We start from the raw sequence: 17,504 nt of genomic DNA, 5'->3' as shown, positions 1-17,504 counted from the left end.
GATGGCTGCCAGAAGGAAGATTCCCGATCCGGCGTACTTCGCCCGAAGGCTCGGGGCATTTCTGCGGGAACATCACCCCCTGCTCGAAAAGACCGAGGGGATGGTCCGTGAGCGGAGCCGCAGGGCGTGGGTCTCGGCATGGGACGCCCTGCAATCGGGCGACAGCGTGCGCACGGCCCTGCAAAAAGCGGACAGCGTGCTTTATAAAGGACTGCTCTTCTCCGGATACGATACGCTCAGGTGCGTTCTCGCCGCGGAGTTTCCCGAAGTTCCCGAATCCGAACGGCACGAGTGCGTGGTGCGGCTGCTCCCTCTGTGCAAGGAGACGTTCATGCGCTACGACCTCGGCGACGGCCTGCTCGCGAGCCCGGAATACAACCACCTGATTCTCGATCTGATCAAGGCTGTCCGCAGGCATATCGGGGAATGCCTGTATTAAAATGATCGACACTGCTTGCAAAGGCATAATCCATTAAAATTTATCACGATGAAAACATTGTTTTTTACGGCTGCCGCCGCAGCCCTGCTTTGCTCTTGCGGCAAAGAACCCGTTTGCGAACATACGCCCGCTCCCGACACGCAGGGGCCCGCAGTAACCCTCTCGTTCGATGCCGGATCGTCCCGGACCAAATCCTTCTTCGACCCGACGGCCACGGCCGAAAGCTGGGAGAAAAGCCTCTCGTCGGTCTGCGTGCTGGTCTTCGGAGCTGACGGACGACTGCTCGTGCAACGTAACTTCACCGATTCGGAACTGTCGGCCAAGAAAGCCACGTTCGCCATCCCGAACGCTTTGGCCGGACAAAACTGCGACTTTTACGTCGTGGCGAACAAAACCGTCGGCGGTATTTCCGGTAAGACGGCGCTGATGACACTGAGCGAAACCACCCCTGCCGAATACAACGGCACCTTTGCCGAAGTATCCGCCCAAGCCAAGCGGTCCGGAGGATTCGTTATGACAGGCCATACGACCAAAGCAATCGCCGCGCAGGGAACCAAAACCGACGTGGCGGTAACGCTCGAACGCACCGTAGCCAAGATCGCGGTACAGGCATCCACGACGGCCGAGTTCTCGGAACGCTATTCGGGCAAAGTGCGGATCAACTCGGCCGTGCTCTCGAAAGCCGCCTCTCGGAGCAACCTGATCGCTCAGCAAACCCCGAACACGGGGCCCATGACCTTTACTCACACACAGGCGGCCGACGAGCTCTCCGGCAAGTTCCGGAACCTGTTCTACGTGCCGGAGAACGGCGAGCTGGCCGAAGGGAGCCGCCTGCTGCTGACCCTCGGCGCGACATACGACCGCGACGGCAACTTCTCGACGACGGACGACCAAGCGGAAGTCGCCTATCCCGTAGAGCTGTCCGGAGACGGCGCGGGCCGGTTCCTTCGCAACGGATATTACCGCGTACAGGCCCTGATCGACGGGCTCACCGGCAGCGAATTATCCGTCTCGATCTCCGTGGCAGACTGGGAAGCCCCCGTCACGCAGTCGGTAAACCTCGGACAGTAGCGCACTCTTTTCGGGGCAGGGGCCGTCCTCTGCCCCCTTACTTTCTCATTTAAACTATACCGGTTATGAAAAATCCGCTTATCGTTTTCACGTATGCGCTGGGGGCGCTCTGGAGCTCGTGCGCCGGTCTTGCCGACCGGGACCGGACGACGGGCCCCGATTCGCTCAGCGTCACGTTCGCCGTTACCGTCCCGGAGACGGAAACCGTAACCCGCGCCCTCTCGCCGGAAGACGAGCGACAGGTGCGCGACCTGAATATCTACCTCTTTCACAAAACGACCGATATACGCAAGCATCTCTTCTCGGACGACGGTGCCGGACAAATTACCGCAACGCTCATCCGGGGCGACTACGACGTCTTCGTCATAGCCAATGCCGGAGGCGATACGGGCGAACTGACGCGCGAAGAGGCCGAACGGTTCTCGCTGGGCGTTCCCGGAGAATCCGGCCTGACCGCCGCCGGAGGACTGCCCATGTCGGCCCGTCTCTCCGTCTCGGTCTCCGGCCCCGCCGTCATTCCCGTGTCGCTCGTGCGGTGCACGGCCAAAGTGACCCTCTCTTTAAGAGTGGATGAGCAGACCGCCGGGGAGATCGTTCTGCGAAGCGTCCGGGTAGGACACGCCCCCGGCACGGTAGCCCTGTTCTCCGACAACCGGGCGGCGGAATCCGCCCTGATAGACTACGCGAAGCGAAGCGTCACGGGCAACGCCTTCTCCGGCACGTTCTATATCCCGGAGAACCTGCAAGGGGTCAACGCCTCGATCACCGACCAGCGGGACAAGAGCGCCGCGAACGCGCCTGCCGCAGCCACTTGCCTCGACATTCGGGCTGTGGCCGAAGGTCGGGAAATCGCCTACCGGATCTATCCCGGAGCGAACAATACGACCGATTTCAACCTCGAACGGAACCATCACTACGTGATCGACGCCACGATCCGGGGCGCCGACGCCATAGACACGCGCGTATCGACCGTCGATCTGACGTTCGGAGCGATCAAAAACCCTTGCAACGTCGGGGAAACCGTTACGTCGAGCGTAACCGTAAAATGCACGAACAGTCCGAACCGTCAAATCTATCTGGCCGCGCAGATCGTCGAGGGCGGCGGGACGCTGACCGTAAACGGCTCCGCATGGCCCCCCGGCGCGGCCATACCCTTTTGCAAAGGAAACGAAACCCGAACGGTTCCCGTTACGCTGGTTCCGAGCCGCAGCGGACTGATCCGCATACGCTTTACCGTCTCGGACGACGCCGGATACATTACTTATTTGGAACTGACCACCTACTGTCAACAGTCTTATCCGGTAACGACCGTATTCAGCGAGAACAGTTGGAGCAAAACGGCCCATACGCCGCTTACCTTCTCGGTAAAAGCCAATCAGCAGAATAACACGTCGGGTTTTACGATCCGTTACGAATTGCAGAAAGGCGCAGGGGATATGTACTATGGCGGTATCAAACTTTCCGACGGACAGTCGTTGACCAGCGGCGCAAACGATCCGGCGACGGGGCTGACTTTCCCGTTCAGCTTTACTCCGACCGTTATCGGCACGGTATCGTTTCGGCTGACGTTTACCGGCGCGAACGGGCAAGCGTCCGTCGTCGAAAAGACCTATACCGGGATCGGTCCGTACAAAATCGACATCACGCCGGATTTCGCCAAAATCCAACCTGCCGGAACGACCGTGACATCGGACGGATATTCCGGAACTTATTACAAAAATTTCACGATCCGGTTGCTTGCCAGTACCGATAAAGCCGTTCCGAAGCCAGTAACGCTCCGTATCGGTTTGCAATATAAGTTAGGGGAATACGAAACCTCGCTTACGCCGACCGTAACGACCCAGACCAAAACGGGAACGGTCACGCTCAGCGCCGGAAGCAAAACCGGATATACGGACCTGATAACGTATGCCGCAAGCTGCATCGGCTATAATGCGGGCATGGGTTCCAAGATTATCTACCCCGGTTTCTACATGGTTCCCAAACAAAATTACGAAGCAAACGAACACAGCGAAGATGCTTTTGTTACCTCGTGCAAAATAACGAGCGACGCCGATAGCTCGATTGAATTTACCCTGCTTACGCCACCCAAATAACAACGCTATGAAAACATATCTTTTATTGATTCTATGGGCCGCAGTCCTCTGCGGCTGTTCGAAGCTGGCCCGTACGGAAGACCCGGCGACGGCTGCCGAAATTCCCGTATGTTTCCAAATAGAGTGCCCGCAAATGGACGAGCCGACGAAAGCCCTGACCGACGCGCAGGAGAAAACGGTGAAAGACCTGAACCTGTATCTGTATTGTAAAAATGCGACCGGCAAAGACGAGCATATCTATTCGGCGGGATCGGCGAATATTACCCGCAAACTGACCGTAGGCGATTACGACCTGTTCGTGATCGCCAATGCGGGCGGCGATCTGGGAAACATGACCCGCGCACAGGTCGAACAGTCGGCCCGTACCGTCGGCGGCGAAGCGGCGCTCGAAACCGGCTCCGCGCTTCCCCTGTCCGCGAAAACGTCCTTTTCGGTCAAAGCGGCCACGACCGTACCCGTTGTCCTGCGGAGAATCGTCGCCTGCATCGAACTGAACCTGTCGGTCGCCCCGCAACTAAGGGAACGGATCGCGCTGCGCTCCGTACAGATACTCTCCGCCCCGCGCCTTGCGGCTTACTTCGCAGACAATGCGCCCTCGGAAGACGACGCGGTGACGGACTACGCCTCCCGGAGCATCACGGGCCACTATTACAACGGAACGTTCTACGTGCCGGAGAATCTGCAAGGCACCGTGGCCGGCATTACGGACCCTACGCAAAAGGCTCCCGACAAGGCTCCGGAACAAGCGACCTGCATACACATCGAGGCCGTGAACCAGACCGGGCGCAAGCTCGACTACTTCATCTATCCCGGCGAAAACGATACGGACAATTTCGACATTCGGCGCAACCGCCGCTACATCGTCCATGCGACCGTCTTGGGCGAGAATACCATCGACACGCGGGTATCCACGACGGACGTCGTACTGGGCAGCGTCAAGCCGTCGTACCGTCCCGACGAGCCCCTGTCGACCGAACTGCGCCTGCTTACCGTCAACAACCCCGAACCGTCGTACAGCTTCTCGTACCGCATCTACGAAGGCGCGGCCTCGGAGCTGCGCGTTCAGGGACGGCCCCTCGCGCAGAACACGCCGCTGCCGGTAGACTTCTCCGGCAACGAGTACCGCCTGCCGATTCTCTATACGCAGACCGCGCCCGGCGAAGTACGCATCGGCCTTAGCGTAACCGACGGGTACGGGTACTCGGTCGAAAAGGAGCTCCGTGCGACCTACAAGGCTCCCGAACCCATCGTGGCGGACCTGTCGTCGCTCGCAGGGAGCGTCTGCCACACCGCCCAATCGTTCACGCTCGACCTCTCCGAGCGGGAGTACGAAGGCTCGTTCGGCGTCGTATGCGAACTGGCCGAAGGCGCGGGAACGCTGGCCTACGGCACGGCGTCCAATACGATTACCGGCGGCAGGCGGCTGACTCTCCCGGCCGGCAGCCATACGTTCTTCTTTACCGGAACGCAGAGCGGCCCGGCGCTGATCCGCTTTACGCTGAGCGATACCAACGGGCAGAGTCTGACGGTCGAGCACTCCGTGACGATGACCCCGCTGATGATCCACATCCGGCCCCGGTTCGTCTACGGCACGTGCCGGGTGCCGCAGAGCGGCGGACTCGTGCGAATGGACAGCTACCTCGATTTCTCGGTCGATACGGACCGGCCGCTCCTGCACGAGATCGCGCTGAAGTTCGATTGCTCCCTGACGCTCGAAAGCACGACCACCCCGTCGACTCAGAAGATCAAAAAGCTCGATCCGCTGACCTGTATGCTGACGCCGAACCGCCCGAGTTATTCCGCGCAGGCGCTCTACTATTCGGCCGAAAGTCCCCTCTATTACGCGGACGCTTCGGGCAACCCGACGTCCGTCATGCGGCACGGCTATCAGGTCAGGGATTATTCCCGATTCGTGCAGGACATTACGAACCGTCCGTCGGACAACTCGGTCTCTTACATACTCGACGGGGCCGTATGGAGTCGCGTGAACAAATAATCGCATGGCCATGAAACGGATCGTTACATGGGCCGCCGTGCTGACGCTCTGTACGGCGGCCTCCGCCTCGGCCCAGCTTCGGGCCGTGCGGGTCGATGCCTTTGCCCTGATGACCGGGACGCTTCACGCAGGCGTGGATTTCATGCTCGGTGAAAAACTCTCGCTGGACGCTTCCCTCTACTGGAATCCGATGCGGCTGGACGCCTTCCGCTCCAAACTGCTGGTCGGGCAGGCCGGCGTGCGCTTCTGGCGTTTCGAGCCGAACGTAGGCCCTTTCGTCGGGACTTATATCGCCGCAGGACGCTACGATATGGGGAACCGTCGTCGGCATCGCAAAGGCATGCTGGCTGGTGCGGGCGCATCCTACGGGTACTGCTGGATGCTCGCCAAGCGCTGGAGCCTGATCGCCGAGATCGGGGCGGGACTCTATTACGTGAAGGATACCCGCCGGGAATACTTTACCCCGTGGAGCGAGGACGAGATCATCCGCCGCAGCCGGCGACTGATGCTTCTGCCCTCGAAAGTCGAAGCGAGCCTTTCGTACCTGTTCTAAATCCCTTGTGCCATGAAAATCCGTAATATATTATTTCTGGTCGCACTCTCTGTTTCGGTGCTCTCCTGCACGCTGACCCGCAGGATGGAGCGCCGGGGTACGGCCGCCGCGCTGTCGCTCATGCAGAAGCGGAAGCCCGCGCCGGAGGACAGCCTACCCGAAAGCGGCAGGCATCCCGGCGAGGGATGGGTCGGACGGCCGAACGGCGATTCCCTCTACTGGGCCGGAACGCTGGTGGACAAGGACGGCGAACGCCGCATGTTGATCCGTTTGGATGAAGTGCGGGTGGTCGGACGTAGCAAGGTCGTCGTAGAACGGATGGGGCTGGTGACGCTCGACTTTCGGATTACCGTGCCCGAGCAGCTTCAGGGAAACTCTCTGGGGATCGTCGTAACGCCCCGCCTGCACGACGGGGGCTCGACCGTAAAACTGGAGCGGCTCGTCGTGCGGGGTGGACTGTACGGCCGCTTACAGGAGCGCGATCTGTGGCAATTCGACAGATATCGGGAACGCGTGACGACTCTGATGCGGAATGCGGGCGACTCCTTGCGTGAATCCGTGCTCGACAGGGCTTACCGCCGGATCGTCCGCTTCCCCCGCACTTCCGGGGCGCGGCTGGATTCGGTCGTAAAGGAACGGGAGCGGATCGACTATTACTACACGCAGCAGGTCAGGCCCCGAAACGGCAGCAAGCAGCTCGTCGTGACACTCGAAGGTGAGGTGCGGGGGCTCGACGGGAGCCGTTACGAGCTCCCGCCATCGGACACGCTCCGTTACACCGTATCTTCCGTACTCTCGCTGATCGATACCCTGCCGAGATTTTGCACCCGCATAATCGACAAGTATGCCGTCGTGCGGGACCGGAACTACATCGCTTTCCGGGTCAACGGGACCGAACTGTGCGACACGCTGGGGGACAACCGCCGGCAGTTGGAGCGGATCGCGGCGCTGATGGACAGCGTGGTCGATCTGGAGGAGTTCTATCTGGACAGCCTCGTGATGACGGCCTCCTCGTCGCCGGAAGGCCCCTTCGCACGGAACGGCTTTCTGGCGAAGGAACGGGGATATGCCTTGCGGGACTATCTGCGCGGACGCTTCGGAGACGGTGTCGACACGACGGTCACGGTACGGTGGATAGCCGAAGACTGGAAGACTCTTGACAGGATGATCCTCGAAGACGACAGCATCGCCGATAAGGAACCGATTCGAGAATTGATCGCAGAAGAGAAAGATCCGGATATGCGGGAGCGGAAGATCCGGGAACGCTTCCCGGAACAGTACGCCTATATCCGGCACAAGTATTACCCCCAACTTCGCTGTGTGGATTTTCGTTACGACCTGCGTCGAAGGGATATGATCAAAGACACGATCCACACGACGGAACCCGACACGCTGTATGCACGCGGGGTACGGCTGCTGCGCGAACGCCGTTATGCCGAAGCCGTAAACCTGCTCTACTCGTACAGGGATCGCAACAGCCTGATCGCCCTGCTGTCGCTCGGATACGACCGCACGGCCCATGAAATCGCACAGGAACTGCCCGCCGGGGCCGAGAACGACTATCTGCATGCCATCGCCGCGATGCGGGTAGGACGCCGGAACGAAGCGGCGGAGCACTTCGAAAGGGCAGCCGGGGCGGAACCGAGGCTGAGGTTCCGCGCAAAACTCGATCCCGAACTGACTGAACTCGCAACCAATCCTTAACGCCATGAAACCTCTTTTGTTTCTTTTTCTTACGGGAATACTCTGCGCCTGCACGCTGAGCGAACAGGCCGACATGGAAATCAATCCCAAACCGACTCTCGTAGTGGAATACCGGTACACCGATACGAGCGGAAACAACACGACGCACGAAGAGATCGGACATACGGTCTCCCTGCTGTTCGACCCTGCGGGGATGTTTCTGCGGGAAATAACCGCTTTCGGGGAACGTTTTACCGACTCGATCACCCTGCTCAGCGGCGTTCCCGCCGGGGAATATACGGTCGTCACGTTCGCCAATGCGGACGGCATGGAACGTCCGGCGCTTACGCCCGGCGTGTCGCGGATGACGGAGCCGCTGTGCAAAAGGAAAGACACGGGGACCAACCGCACCGCCGAGCGTCTTTTCCACGCCCTCGCGCGCTTTACCGTACGGCGGGGCCGGCCGCAGGTGCGCCGGATAGAACTCTGCAAGAAATATTTTCGTATCGAGCTGAGCGTAACCGGCGCAGACAAGCTGTCCGGCAGCGCGGACGACTTCCGGGTGCTGTTCGACGGAATCCCTGCGGGAATCGACTACCGGGGAGAACCTTTGCAGGAAACGATGCGGTTCACGCCGCTGCTGGAGAAAGACGAAACGGGAACGATGAAAGGCACATTCGACGTATTCTGTTTCGGACGGCAGAACGAGGTGCGGATAACTCTCCGCTCGAAAGAAGAGACGATCGGAGAAATTTCTTTGTCCGACTACCTGGCCCGGTACGGCGAACGGATCGACTATCACTGCGGCAAAGAGGTGGTGATCCCCATTCGCATCGACGTCACATCCTCCGAAATTACCGTTACGGTCAGCGACTGGGACGAAGCAAAGATGCAGATTCCCGTAATAGGAAAATAGTCCTTATCGTAAGAGCACGGGCCGGCGGCTTGTCGGCCCGTGCTCTTATTCGATCTCGTCTTCACCGTCCGGTATGAATACGCCCGTCTCGATTTCATAGCGGCCGAACGAACTGTTCCGATTCCCTAAAAACACATATCCCTCCTCTTCACTCGAAAATTCTTGCACGGGAGGATCGAATAGATAACAGCCCTGATTCGCCATATACTCATTGAACGAATCCAATGCCTTGTCGAATACCGATCTCTTCATATTGCTTTTTTTGTAAAGATAAGCATTAATTTCGTTCCCGAATCCAAAAAATTAAAGTAGATATTGCATCGGGCAATATTCAAATTGTCTGTTCTCTTTACTGTAATGTAAAACCATGTAGAATGCTCAATATCATCTTTATAATCGACATAGAAATACAGAATTTGTTTTCAGAAAATAGATTCGTTATTTAGATAAATCAGCTCCTCTATGGGCAATATCCCAAACGTATAAAAGCCGGAAAATCATTATTTTTCCGGCTTTGCCATTAACAGGATAAATATCCGTTAATTTTTGATAGATTCCCGAAAGATTTTAGCCGGCTTAAAAGACGGTATGCTATGGGCGGGAATTACGATAGCGGTCTGTTTGGAGATGTTCCGGGCGACTTTCGATGCCCGCCGTTTCACGATGAAACTACCGAATCCTCTCAAATATACGTTCTCATTTTTACATAACGATTCCCGAACATTTTCCATAAAGGATTCGATTACAGCGCCGACTTCTTTTTTGTCGATACCGGTATTTTCGGAAACCTGTCTTACTATATCTGCTTTTGTCATAACGGGTGATATTTATCGTTTCGTTTTATGGAATGTAAAGATAGACAATCTTTTCCGTATTTGATAAAAATCGGATGCCGCATGATTGGCTCTGTCTTTTATCTATCTGAAAATTACAATATTACAAAATGCGTTTTCATTCGTTCATTAAAAAACTTTCCGATTTATTCCGTTCCTACGCAAAGGTCGTGAACGGCGACCGCCCCTGACAAGGTTGCCCTGCGGTTCGGGCGAAAAAATCGCACCCTTCGGGTGTATTTTTTCGCCAGAAACCTTGCATGGGCGGATCGGGACCCGTTCACGGCCCTTGCCTTCGGAACGGAACCAAATCCAATAAAACGTCAAAAAAAGTTTATAGTTTTTTCGGTTCCGTAGAATCTAAAAAACATTTGCTATGGAAAAGAAAAAGATCGTGAGGGGGATCAGTCTGATTCTCCTTTTGTCGCTGTGCGTCTATTACCGGCAACCGCTGCTGCACCTGCTCGGCTGGTTCCTTCTGGGAACTGGTCTCATCTGCTTTATTCTAAGACTGCTCTGGAGACGGCGCGGCCTGATTCTGGGCATCGCCATCGTTTATTTTCTGTTCTGTAACGCTTAACCGTCATTCCCATGCCGAACACCGACCGATATAAGAAAGCGGGCTACGAAACCCGCGAGGATTACCTGAACGACCTGGCCGTGCGATACAACGTCAATCCGATCATCGTCTCCGGACTGGCCGGGATTCTGGGAGACGAGGAAGACTTCGACGGACTCGTCTCGGCGATCGAAGATATGAGGGATATGATTCCGGCGGACTGATCCCGCACTTCATACGAATAACATGAAGACCGGCCCGAAGCCGGTCTTCGCCATTTTATAACCATTAACAATTAAAAATCATGGCAACAGGAAAAGAGAGAAAACAGGCACGCGCCGACCGCTACCGGGAACGCGCATTACAGGCGAAAGCCGGTTCTACCGCAGCTTACAGGCGTTCGGAAGAACTCACGAAGAACATCCCTTCCGGACAGCCGATACTCGTCGGGCATCACAGCGAAAAAAGACACCGCCGGGCTCTCGAATGTTCATGGAACGCTTTGGGGAAGAGCGTCGAACTGGAGCGGAAGGCGGATTATTACGCGGCGAAAGCCGAGGCTGCCGAGCATAACCGGGCAATCTATGCGGAAGACGATGACGCCGTCGAGAATCTGACGGCGAGAGTCGCAGCGTTGGAATCTCTTCAGGAGCGTATGAAAGCGGCCAACAGGATTATCAAAAACCTGAAACAGACGCAGGAAGAGAAGATCGAGGCGCTGTGCAGGCTCGGCTTCGAAAGACGGAACGCCGAAGAGCTGTTCGTCCCGAATTGTTTCGGACAGATCGGCTTCGCCGACTTTACGATCCGGAACAACGGGGCCAATATCCGGCGGCTGAAAAAACGGCTCGAAAGCGTCGCCCGTCTGAAAAGTACCCCGACGAAAGAATACACGATCGGGGAGGTACGGATCGTCGAAAATACCGAAGCCAACCGCCTTCAGGTGTTTTTCCCGGAAAAACCTTCCGAAACGGTACGGAAAGAGTTAAAATCCAACGGTTTTCGCTGGGCGTCGATCGCAGCGTGCTGGCAGTCCTATCTGAACGAACGTCAGAAATACCGTATCGAACGAATACTGAAAAATGAAACTGCCAAATCCTGAATTATGCCGCAATTCGATTTTTATCAGGACACGAGAATACGGACCTGGGAACGCTGCCATTTTAAAGTAGAAGCGGAAAGCTACGAAGCGGCGGTCGCTATAATAAAAAATTTCTGCGACTGCGATGTAAACAACCACGAGGAAGAGGTCGAATTCGGGCCCCTCGAAATCCTTTTCGAACATTCCGAAAAGATCGATCCCGAAAAGAACGAAGGGAGAGCCACGATCAGGATCTACGCAGAGGACGATACTCCGATTATCGACAACGCACCTTCCGGAACGGATACATCCGGTGCTGCACAAAAAACGGGGACGATCGGCAATAAAAACCCGTCTGAAGAAAAAACATGGGGCGTATTTCTTTATTCCGAAGAATATTTTCTTTCGGACGTTTCCGACCGGGAGATCGTCGAACGATGGCGACAGACATGCAAAAACGAAACGTCCGCACCTGAGGAAAACCTTACCCCCGACGAATTCGCCCACCGATTGAATGAAGGCGGTCTGATCGCCGGGTACAAAGTTCGGTTCATCCATTATTAATCCATAAAACCATTTCAATCATGTTTTTCGAACAGATCGACCGGATGATGGGACGGGATGCGGACCTGATCCTGACCATCCGCAAAACAGACGACGGCACGCTGACCGTAGCGGCGCACACCCGCATGAACGGAGTGGAGGACGAGGCTCAGCACTACATCGCCCCGTTCACGGCCTCGGGCACTCCGCAGGAGTTGGATACGGGTTTCATTCCCGCACTGGCCGAGCCCGCAGTCAAAACACAGGGTCTTCTGACGAACCTGAAGCAGTACGAGAAGCAGCTCGAAACGGCCCGTGCCAACAGCAAGGCCGAGAAAGAGCGTAAAGACAAGGAAGCGAAAGAGGCGAAGGAGCGTAAGGAAAAGTGCGACAAATACCGGAAGAAGGCCGACGAACAGACCGCGGCGGGCAAATACGCCGATGCGCTGACCAACCTGCGCCAGGCACGCCTTCACGCTACGGAGGAAGAGAAGAAAAAGATCGACGCGCAGATTCGCACCGTACAGGCCAAAGCGAGTCAGGGAACCCTGTTCGGAGCGGCGATGCAGCGGCCGGCACAATCTCCTTTACAGTCCCGCCCGCAGCCTGTCCCTGCCGTCCGTCCGGCAGCCTCCGCCACCTCTTACGGAGAGGAGGACGCCGGCGATCCCTACGGCGAGTTCGTCGATTTCCCGGACGAATGCCGGGCGAAAGACCCTTGCCAGAATATGGACCGGGACACATTATTCTAAACCTAAACCTTTTATAAAAGACATCGATTATGGCACTTGCTGTTAACGGCCTCGAACGGGCCTTTACGTTCGAAAAAGGAAACGAGACGATCACGCTTTCCGATCCCAATCCTTCCATGACGCCCGAACAGGTGATGAACTTCTATGCGGGAACCTACGCGGAACTGACCACGGCGACCGTACGGGGCCCGGAGATCAGGGGCGACCGAAGCGTTTATACGTTCAAAACGACACTCGGCACGAAAGGATGACGGGTATGAAAAAGAAAACGATAACCGATAAACCGAAAACACCATGCGAACGGGAATTGGACGACCGGCAGAGGTACAGCCTCTGCCGTCTTATTATCGACGAGGCGACCGACCGCGACTACGAAAGGGGAACCGACCGCAAACAGCGGATCGCAGCGCCGGAAGGTTCGGTCATGATTTTCTGAGGACGGAATTTCCCGGACTCACTCCCACGAAGATCGAACGGGAGACGAACGAAGGCTGCGTCGATCTGCTGACCGAAGAGAATTACCGTTACCTGCTGGAATGCGTCCGCCATTACGCGGGGCTTCTGGGAAGGGAGTTGCGGCATACTTCCGGAGAGACTCTGTGCGGAAGCTTCGTCAATTTATACAAGGAGTTGGCTGCCTTGGTTCCGCAAGAGATCAATTTCGAAGTTTACCAAGATCGGCTGACTTTTTGCCTGTACGAGTACCACAGTTGGCCGGAGTGGACTTTCCACTGGCTTCCGGTCTCCTTTATCGACAGGCTGGAGGGATCGCTCAAACGTATCGCCATAACGTTCATCCATGAGTTCGCCCAAAGCAACGGGATGAGCTATCTGGACGAATGGGGCGATCTGGAGTGGGCGTTGGAGTGGATGGCCGGATATGCGTCGGGGCCGAACCCCGACAAAGAGGAACGTAAGGAGTACCGCCGCACGATCCGATCCTACTGCAAGGGCCATGCGGTTCATCTGCTGAAGCGCGTACAAAAACGCCGTTACTACAAACGTCTGCGGCAGGCGGTCGAACGGTATCGTCCCGCGGATGAATACGAAAAAGGATTGATCGCCCTGTTTCGGGAGGGATTGCAGTTCATCGGGCCGGATACGCCTTCGATCATGCGCTACTTCTACGACCCGTACGACGATGAAGGAATAGGGGCCGGGATTACGGTCGATCCGGACCGGATGATCCGGGTCGTCTTCGATCCGCACGATTTGCTTGCGGACAATCTCTCCGAGATGCTGAACCATGAGATTCAGAACTGCGATTATCTCATCGCTCCCGCCACGACGCTGTTTCTCACTCCCGAACTGACGGAGCCGTTTTCAAAAGACGACTATCCGGAACGCTTCGCCGCATGGGCAGAGAGTTTCGCCGAATATTTAAACGCTTATAAACCCGATCGACCATGAACAGACTGACCGAAGAGTTCCACGAGCTGCTTCGTCCCGAAGCGGCGCTGATCGCATACTGTTGCGAGAAGCCGCAGCGGAAATACTATCTGGAGACGCGCCCGATCTTGGAGAACGGCAAAATGGGCGAAGGCCGGCCCGTATCCCATGAGTTCATGAACCGGCTCCTGAACGCTTACGGCGAATCGCATTCGGGCGCACCTTTCGGTTTTGTGCCGGAACGCCTGCTCTACTGCGACGTCCGCATGGGCCGGGAAAAGTACGTCTGGTTCGATCCGCCCGGCAAAAGAATGATGTACTTCAGCGAAGGACTGGGCATCGAGAATGCCGAATACCACATGCCGGGCGTGGCGTATGTCGTGGAAAACGATACGCTGCGCGTATATGCGTTCCGGGGCGAACGGCCGCAGCCTCAGGAGAAGCTGTTCCTCGGACCGTTCTTCAATACTTTTTCCAGCCATGTATGCCTCGGCACGGCGCGTCTCGACAAGCCTAAGAATCCGACCTATGCGGAGCTTCTGGCATATTGGGAAAAACGGTTCTGGCAGTCGGAATTCTCCCACCTGAGCGGGGAAGGAAACCCGACGAAACACAACCTCGTGCTCGTCACGAAAGCGGCCCGCGACCGGCCGTTCGACCCCGACGAACTGAAACCCTATGATAAAACCCTCGAACAATTATGCCTATGACACGCGCACATTTTTCAGACAGCTACCTGCTCGATCCCCGGCATCCGGTAACGGTGAACGTAATCGGAGCCGGAGGAACCGGCTCGCAGGTCGTCACCTCGCTCGCCCGTATGGATACGGCCTTACGGAAACTCGGCCATCCGGGTCTTTTCGTCCGGGTCTATGATCCGGATACGGTCGGCGAGTCCAATATCGGCCGCCAGCTTTTCAGCGAGGCGGACCTCGGACTGAACAAGGCGCAATGCCTCGTCACGAGGATCAACCGCTTCTTCGGCAATGACTGGGCGGCCGTGCCGGAACGTTACCGGGAGCCGGAAGATAACCGGTTCGCCAATCTTTTCATCACCTGTACGGACAGCAAAAGCTCCCGGCTGCAACTCTCGAAGCTGCTCGAAGCGCACCGGCCGGGAAACAGCTATACGGACTACAGTACGCCGCTGTACTGGTGCGACTTCAGCAACGCGCAGAAAACAGGCCAAGTTATAATGGGCACGATCCGCAGGAATATCAAACAGCCGGAATCGAAGAAGTTCGAAACCGTGCAGCGGCTGCCGTTCGTAACCGAATACGTGAAAAGCTACGCCCGGATCAGAGAGGAAGAGTCCGGGCCGAGCTGCTCGCTCGCGGAGGCGCTCGGCAAACAGGATCTGTTCGTCAACTCCACGCTGGCGCATCTGGGGTGCAGCCTGCTGTGGAAGATGTTCCGCGAGGGCGTCGTCTTCTGTCACGGATTCTACATGAATCTCGATACGATGCGCGTCAATCCGATCTCCGTATGAATTTATTGTCGAACGACATCTAAAACGAAAAGTTATGCCTTACGATTATTCTCAGCAGAAAGAGCCGATGCGAACCCGCGAGTACGCCTACGTCAAGGAGGTGGAAAACATGCTTAACGGCAGTTTCGATTTCGGGCGTTTCGCCGCCTGCCTGCCCGAAATGCACCGTACGCTCCAGCAGCGTTTCTTTCGACTGGTCAAAGAGTGCATCCTGTTTATGGCCGGGCCCGGAAACGTCGCTGTCGACGACCGCAACCGGGCCTCCTACGAAATGTGCCGCGATCTGGCCGAGATCGTTCGTAACCGACCTCTGCCGTTTATCTGATACGCCGCGGAGCGATCGGAAAGTCCGAAGTTGAACAAATCCAGTTAAATAAATATTCGACGAAATGAACACACAAAAACTAACAACCAGCTTTTTCGGCCATAAGGTCGAAGTGACGCTCGTCACTGCCGATGACGGCGACAAATGTTACGCGTCGATACCGAATTCTGTCGTAGACCTCTTTTCAGAACGTATGGAATGCGGAGAACGGGAAGGTTCGTTCGAAAATCTACCGGACGATGAATTGAACAGCGGGGCCGACGGCCATGCCCTTTCCGGACACTGGCGCATAATCGAGATCGACTACCGGAAAATAGTCCGGATACTGACATGGAAGGGCGAATGCGCTTCCCATGAGGCTCTTAGCGAAGAGTCGTTCGTCCGCCACTTCGGTAATGCGGCGGGAGGTCGTTATTATAAAAAATGGAAAGGTCGCTTTCGGTTCGACCTATGTCGGATGTTGGCCAGTTTCGAAGGCAACGACTCGGACGGTCAACGCTTTTGCGATATGATCGCCGAGGAAGTACGAAAATACGAACGACGCCGGAGTGAAAAACAACCGGATTTATACGGACGCAGGGAATGATACGCTTTTTTGAGAAAGACGTAATAAATCGAAAACCATGTAAACCGAGGGCGGCTCTGAGGAGCCGCTCTTTTTTATATCCTTAAAAATCTATCGTTATGGGACAAGAAACAAAAACAACATCCAAAGAGTTCAAAGTACGCCTGCACCATACGGATCCCGGGCGCTGTCTGGAGGTATGGGAAATGCAGCGGGAAGGCAAGAAAAACATCTACGTCGGGCGAGAGGACTGCGGAGCCCATCTGTGGCAAACGCTGCGCGACGCTCCCGACGGCTTTTGCGAATGCGATTATGTCATCAGCCGCTCCGTAGAGTTTATCATCTGCAAGGGAGACTGGACTCCCGTAGGACGCGACGGCAACGACCGCGAACGTTTCGCGGAACCCTATCCGACGCTGGACGAAGCCTGCCAAAAGGCTTGGGAGCGTATCCGGAAGGAGTATCCCCATGTCACACGGGACGGATTCGGGGAGTGGATCGAATCCTTCGCGCCGCGGGAGATGAAGGCGAACGAAAAATGGGAATGGCGCGATGCCTGCAAAGAGACGACCGGCCGCGAAGAGCTCTGCCGGTTCGACTACATCGGCGATGAGATGGTCGTATTCCGCCTCGGCCGGAAACACACGAAATGCGAAGCCCGCTGGAAGGAGTATTTCGCCCAATACGCGAATGTCGATAATCCGGAAAGGTATCTTAGATTCTACGGCTATGAGTACCGGTAAAGACACGCGACCGAAAACGGCTGCGCCCGATTGCCGTTTGATTCGCAAATACCAACGGGAAGCGGCTAAAGCCGGATTTACGAATCCTTTTATCCGCAAAATACAAAATGCGGATTGCAATAAAACGCTTTACGAAAACAGAATTACTGCGGGAAACTGTATCGACGGACAGATCATCACGCTCGATGCCGTACATAAATGGTGCGGAACGGGGGTTTATCTGCAATTCCGCGAGGCAGTAAAGAACCGTATCCCATTCCGTTCATCGAGATTCGATTTCAGGGGATACGACGGTTCGCTTTGGGTAGAACCTCACAATGAAGGCGACGGTTACTACCTCGCAGGCGATCTTAACGCCGGCTTCTCCAAAGAATACCGAGGCTGTTTGAACGGCTATTATTACCTGCTCATCAACGAACGGATATTCATCGGTTATGACGTAGGTTAACCATCGTACGAGTTTTTCACCGA

At 56.1% G+C, this 17,504-nt stretch carries 22 protein-coding genes; 20 read left to right on the top strand and 2 right to left on the bottom strand.

Translation table 11 applies throughout. The features are described 5' to 3' along the window. Position 1 precedes the first annotated feature (1 nt). The 7 genes from C1A08_RS09410 to C1A08_RS09380 all read left to right on the top strand — a co-directional run bounded on the left by C1A08_RS09410 (position 2) and on the right by C1A08_RS09380 (position 8,754). Positions 2 to 439 (top strand): DUF1896 family protein, encoded by a 438-nt coding sequence (locus C1A08_RS09410; protein ID WP_101572955.1) that lies wholly within the window; start codon positions 2 to 4, stop codon positions 437 to 439. Positions 440 to 487: 48 nt separating this feature from the next. Then, positions 488 to 1,510: a FimB/Mfa2 family fimbrial subunit gene (locus C1A08_RS09405; protein ID WP_101572953.1), complete on the top strand. Its 1,023-nt coding sequence runs from the start codon at positions 488 to 490 to the stop codon at positions 1,508 to 1,510. Between the two features lie 65 nt (positions 1,511 to 1,575). Next, a complete protein-coding gene (locus C1A08_RS09400; protein WP_101572951.1) occupies positions 1,576 to 3,606 on the top strand; it encodes a DUF4906 domain-containing protein in 2,031 nt (676 codons plus the stop codon). A 7-nt stretch (positions 3,607 to 3,613) separates the two neighbouring features. Further along, complete coding sequence (locus C1A08_RS09395) at positions 3,614 to 5,602, top strand: DUF4906 domain-containing protein (protein WP_101572949.1); 1,989 nt, start codon at positions 3,614 to 3,616, stop codon at positions 5,600 to 5,602. A gap of 10 nt (positions 5,603 to 5,612) precedes the next feature. Continuing rightward, positions 5,613 to 6,155, top strand: a complete 543-nt coding sequence (locus C1A08_RS09390; RefSeq protein WP_180951560.1) for a DUF3575 domain-containing protein — start codon at positions 5,613 to 5,615, stop codon at positions 6,153 to 6,155. A gap of 12 nt (positions 6,156 to 6,167) precedes the next feature. Next, positions 6,168 to 7,859 carry a hypothetical protein gene (locus tag C1A08_RS09385; RefSeq protein WP_145996559.1) on the top strand — a complete coding sequence of 564 codons (1,692 nt, stop codon included), beginning with the start codon at positions 6,168 to 6,170 and terminating at the stop codon, positions 7,857 to 7,859. A gap of 4 nt (positions 7,860 to 7,863) precedes the next feature. Continuing rightward, entirely contained in the window at positions 7,864 to 8,754 is an 891-nt protein-coding gene (locus C1A08_RS09380; RefSeq protein ID WP_101572943.1) for a FimB/Mfa2 family fimbrial subunit, read from the top strand. Between the two features lie 45 nt (positions 8,755 to 8,799). Here the strand turns inward: C1A08_RS09380 and C1A08_RS09375 are convergent, their stop codons facing one another. Together C1A08_RS09375 and C1A08_RS09370 are read right to left on the bottom strand one after the other, a co-directional pair. After that, positions 8,800 to 9,006, bottom strand: coding sequence for a hypothetical protein (locus tag C1A08_RS09375; protein ID WP_101572940.1), 207 nt, complete (start codon positions 9,004 to 9,006; stop codon positions 8,800 to 8,802). Between the two features lie 287 nt (positions 9,007 to 9,293). Then, positions 9,294 to 9,569 carry an HU family DNA-binding protein gene (locus C1A08_RS09370; RefSeq protein WP_101572938.1) on the bottom strand — a complete coding sequence of 92 codons (276 nt, stop codon included), beginning with the start codon at positions 9,567 to 9,569 and terminating at the stop codon, positions 9,294 to 9,296. Between the two features lie 394 nt (positions 9,570 to 9,963). Between C1A08_RS09370 and C1A08_RS09365 the strand changes: the two genes are divergently transcribed. The 13 genes from C1A08_RS09365 to C1A08_RS09300 all read left to right on the top strand — a co-directional run bounded on the left by C1A08_RS09365 (position 9,964) and on the right by C1A08_RS09300 (position 17,481). Further along, the gene (locus C1A08_RS09365) at positions 9,964 to 10,167 is read left to right on the top strand and encodes a hypothetical protein (protein ID WP_055204301.1); all 204 of its coding nucleotides are present in this window, start codon (positions 9,964 to 9,966) and stop codon (positions 10,165 to 10,167) included. An 11-nt stretch (positions 10,168 to 10,178) separates the two neighbouring features. Further along, positions 10,179 to 10,370, top strand: a complete 192-nt coding sequence (locus tag C1A08_RS09360; RefSeq protein WP_101572936.1) for an RNA polymerase — start codon at positions 10,179 to 10,181, stop codon at positions 10,368 to 10,370. Positions 10,371 to 10,450: 80 nt separating this feature from the next. Beyond that, the gene (locus C1A08_RS09355; protein ID WP_101572934.1) at positions 10,451 to 11,248 is read left to right on the top strand and encodes a DUF3560 domain-containing protein; all 798 of its coding nucleotides are present in this window, start codon (positions 10,451 to 10,453) and stop codon (positions 11,246 to 11,248) included. 3 nt (positions 11,249 to 11,251) lie between these two features. After that, positions 11,252 to 11,791, top strand: coding sequence for a hypothetical protein (locus C1A08_RS09350; RefSeq protein ID WP_101572932.1), 540 nt, complete (start codon positions 11,252 to 11,254; stop codon positions 11,789 to 11,791). A gap of 20 nt (positions 11,792 to 11,811) precedes the next feature. Continuing rightward, complete coding sequence (locus C1A08_RS09345; protein ID WP_101572930.1) at positions 11,812 to 12,522, top strand: PRTRC system protein E; 711 nt, start codon at positions 11,812 to 11,814, stop codon at positions 12,520 to 12,522. A 29-nt stretch (positions 12,523 to 12,551) separates the two neighbouring features. Further along, entirely contained in the window at positions 12,552 to 12,773 is a 222-nt protein-coding gene (locus C1A08_RS09340; RefSeq protein ID WP_055204290.1) for a PRTRC system protein C, read from the top strand. A gap of 43 nt (positions 12,774 to 12,816) precedes the next feature. After that, positions 12,817 to 13,932 carry a hypothetical protein gene (locus C1A08_RS09330; RefSeq protein ID WP_145996558.1) on the top strand — a complete coding sequence of 372 codons (1,116 nt, stop codon included), beginning with the start codon at positions 12,817 to 12,819 and terminating at the stop codon, positions 13,930 to 13,932. Then, a complete protein-coding gene (locus C1A08_RS09325; protein WP_101572921.1) occupies positions 13,929 to 14,621 on the top strand; it encodes a PRTRC system protein B in 693 nt (230 codons plus the stop codon). Before C1A08_RS09330 ends, C1A08_RS09325 begins: the two co-directional genes overlap by 4 nt. Next, entirely contained in the window at positions 14,618 to 15,400 is a 783-nt protein-coding gene (locus C1A08_RS09320) for a PRTRC system ThiF family protein (protein ID WP_101572920.1), read from the top strand. Before C1A08_RS09325 ends, C1A08_RS09320 begins: the two co-directional genes overlap by 4 nt. 34 nt (positions 15,401 to 15,434) lie before the next feature. Beyond that, positions 15,435 to 15,725, top strand: a complete 291-nt coding sequence (locus C1A08_RS09315; protein WP_257937096.1) for a hypothetical protein — start codon at positions 15,435 to 15,437, stop codon at positions 15,723 to 15,725. Between the two features lie 64 nt (positions 15,726 to 15,789). Next, positions 15,790 to 16,311: a hypothetical protein gene (locus C1A08_RS09310; RefSeq protein WP_145996557.1), complete on the top strand. Its 522-nt coding sequence runs from the start codon at positions 15,790 to 15,792 to the stop codon at positions 16,309 to 16,311. Positions 16,312 to 16,409: 98 nt separating this feature from the next. Further along, positions 16,410 to 17,033, top strand: coding sequence for a hypothetical protein (locus C1A08_RS09305; protein WP_145996556.1), 624 nt, complete (start codon positions 16,410 to 16,412; stop codon positions 17,031 to 17,033). After that, positions 17,020 to 17,481, top strand: coding sequence for a hypothetical protein (locus C1A08_RS09300; RefSeq protein WP_257937095.1), 462 nt, complete (start codon positions 17,020 to 17,022; stop codon positions 17,479 to 17,481). Before C1A08_RS09305 ends, C1A08_RS09300 begins: the two co-directional genes overlap by 14 nt. Positions 17,482 to 17,504: the final 23 nt, after the last annotated feature.

Origin of the sequence: Alistipes sp. cv1, assembly GCF_900240235.1 — a bacterium.
GTDB lineage: Bacteria > Bacteroidota > Bacteroidia > Bacteroidales > Rikenellaceae > Alistipes_A > Alistipes_A hominis.
This window is presented reverse-complemented; position numbering and strand designations above follow the sequence as displayed.

What these genes read in the sequence shown, in the direction of transcription:
- C1A08_RS09410 (WP_101572955.1), top strand. Translation starts at nt 2, where the DNA reads ATGGCTGCCAGAAGGAAGATTCCCGATCCGGCGTACTTCGCCCGAAGG.
- C1A08_RS09405 (WP_101572953.1), top strand. Translation starts at nt 488, where the DNA reads ATGAAAACATTGTTTTTTACGGCTGCCGCCGCAGCCCTGCTTTGCTCT.
- C1A08_RS09400 (WP_101572951.1), top strand. Translation starts at nt 1,576, where the DNA reads ATGAAAAATCCGCTTATCGTTTTCACGTATGCGCTGGGGGCGCTCTGG.
- C1A08_RS09395 (WP_101572949.1), top strand. Translation starts at nt 3,614, where the DNA reads ATGAAAACATATCTTTTATTGATTCTATGGGCCGCAGTCCTCTGCGGC.
- C1A08_RS09390 (WP_180951560.1), top strand. Translation starts at nt 5,613, where the DNA reads ATGAAACGGATCGTTACATGGGCCGCCGTGCTGACGCTCTGTACGGCG.
- C1A08_RS09385 (WP_145996559.1), top strand. Translation starts at nt 6,168, where the DNA reads ATGAAAATCCGTAATATATTATTTCTGGTCGCACTCTCTGTTTCGGTG.
- C1A08_RS09380 (WP_101572943.1), top strand. Translation starts at nt 7,864, where the DNA reads ATGAAACCTCTTTTGTTTCTTTTTCTTACGGGAATACTCTGCGCCTGC.
- C1A08_RS09375 (WP_101572940.1), bottom strand. Translation starts at nt 9,006, where the DNA reads ATGAAGAGATCGGTATTCGACAAGGCATTGGATTCGTTCAATGAGTAT.
- C1A08_RS09370 (WP_101572938.1), bottom strand. Translation starts at nt 9,569, where the DNA reads ATGACAAAAGCAGATATAGTAAGACAGGTTTCCGAAAATACCGGTATC.
- C1A08_RS09365 (WP_055204301.1), top strand. Translation starts at nt 9,964, where the DNA reads ATGGAAAAGAAAAAGATCGTGAGGGGGATCAGTCTGATTCTCCTTTTG.
- C1A08_RS09360 (WP_101572936.1), top strand. Translation starts at nt 10,179, where the DNA reads ATGCCGAACACCGACCGATATAAGAAAGCGGGCTACGAAACCCGCGAG.
- C1A08_RS09355 (WP_101572934.1), top strand. Translation starts at nt 10,451, where the DNA reads ATGGCAACAGGAAAAGAGAGAAAACAGGCACGCGCCGACCGCTACCGG.
- C1A08_RS09350 (WP_101572932.1), top strand. Translation starts at nt 11,252, where the DNA reads ATGCCGCAATTCGATTTTTATCAGGACACGAGAATACGGACCTGGGAA.
- C1A08_RS09345 (WP_101572930.1), top strand. Translation starts at nt 11,812, where the DNA reads ATGTTTTTCGAACAGATCGACCGGATGATGGGACGGGATGCGGACCTG.
- C1A08_RS09340 (WP_055204290.1), top strand. Translation starts at nt 12,552, where the DNA reads ATGGCACTTGCTGTTAACGGCCTCGAACGGGCCTTTACGTTCGAAAAA.
- C1A08_RS09330 (WP_145996558.1), top strand. Translation starts at nt 12,817, where the DNA reads ATGCGAACGGGAATTGGACGACCGGCAGAGGTACAGCCTCTGCCGTCT.
- C1A08_RS09325 (WP_101572921.1), top strand. Translation starts at nt 13,929, where the DNA reads ATGAACAGACTGACCGAAGAGTTCCACGAGCTGCTTCGTCCCGAAGCG.
- C1A08_RS09320 (WP_101572920.1), top strand. Translation starts at nt 14,618, where the DNA reads ATGACACGCGCACATTTTTCAGACAGCTACCTGCTCGATCCCCGGCAT.
- C1A08_RS09315 (WP_257937096.1), top strand. Translation starts at nt 15,435, where the DNA reads ATGCCTTACGATTATTCTCAGCAGAAAGAGCCGATGCGAACCCGCGAG.
- C1A08_RS09310 (WP_145996557.1), top strand. Translation starts at nt 15,790, where the DNA reads ATGAACACACAAAAACTAACAACCAGCTTTTTCGGCCATAAGGTCGAA.
- C1A08_RS09305 (WP_145996556.1), top strand. Translation starts at nt 16,410, where the DNA reads ATGGGACAAGAAACAAAAACAACATCCAAAGAGTTCAAAGTACGCCTG.
- C1A08_RS09300 (WP_257937095.1), top strand. Translation starts at nt 17,020, where the DNA reads ATGAGTACCGGTAAAGACACGCGACCGAAAACGGCTGCGCCCGATTGC.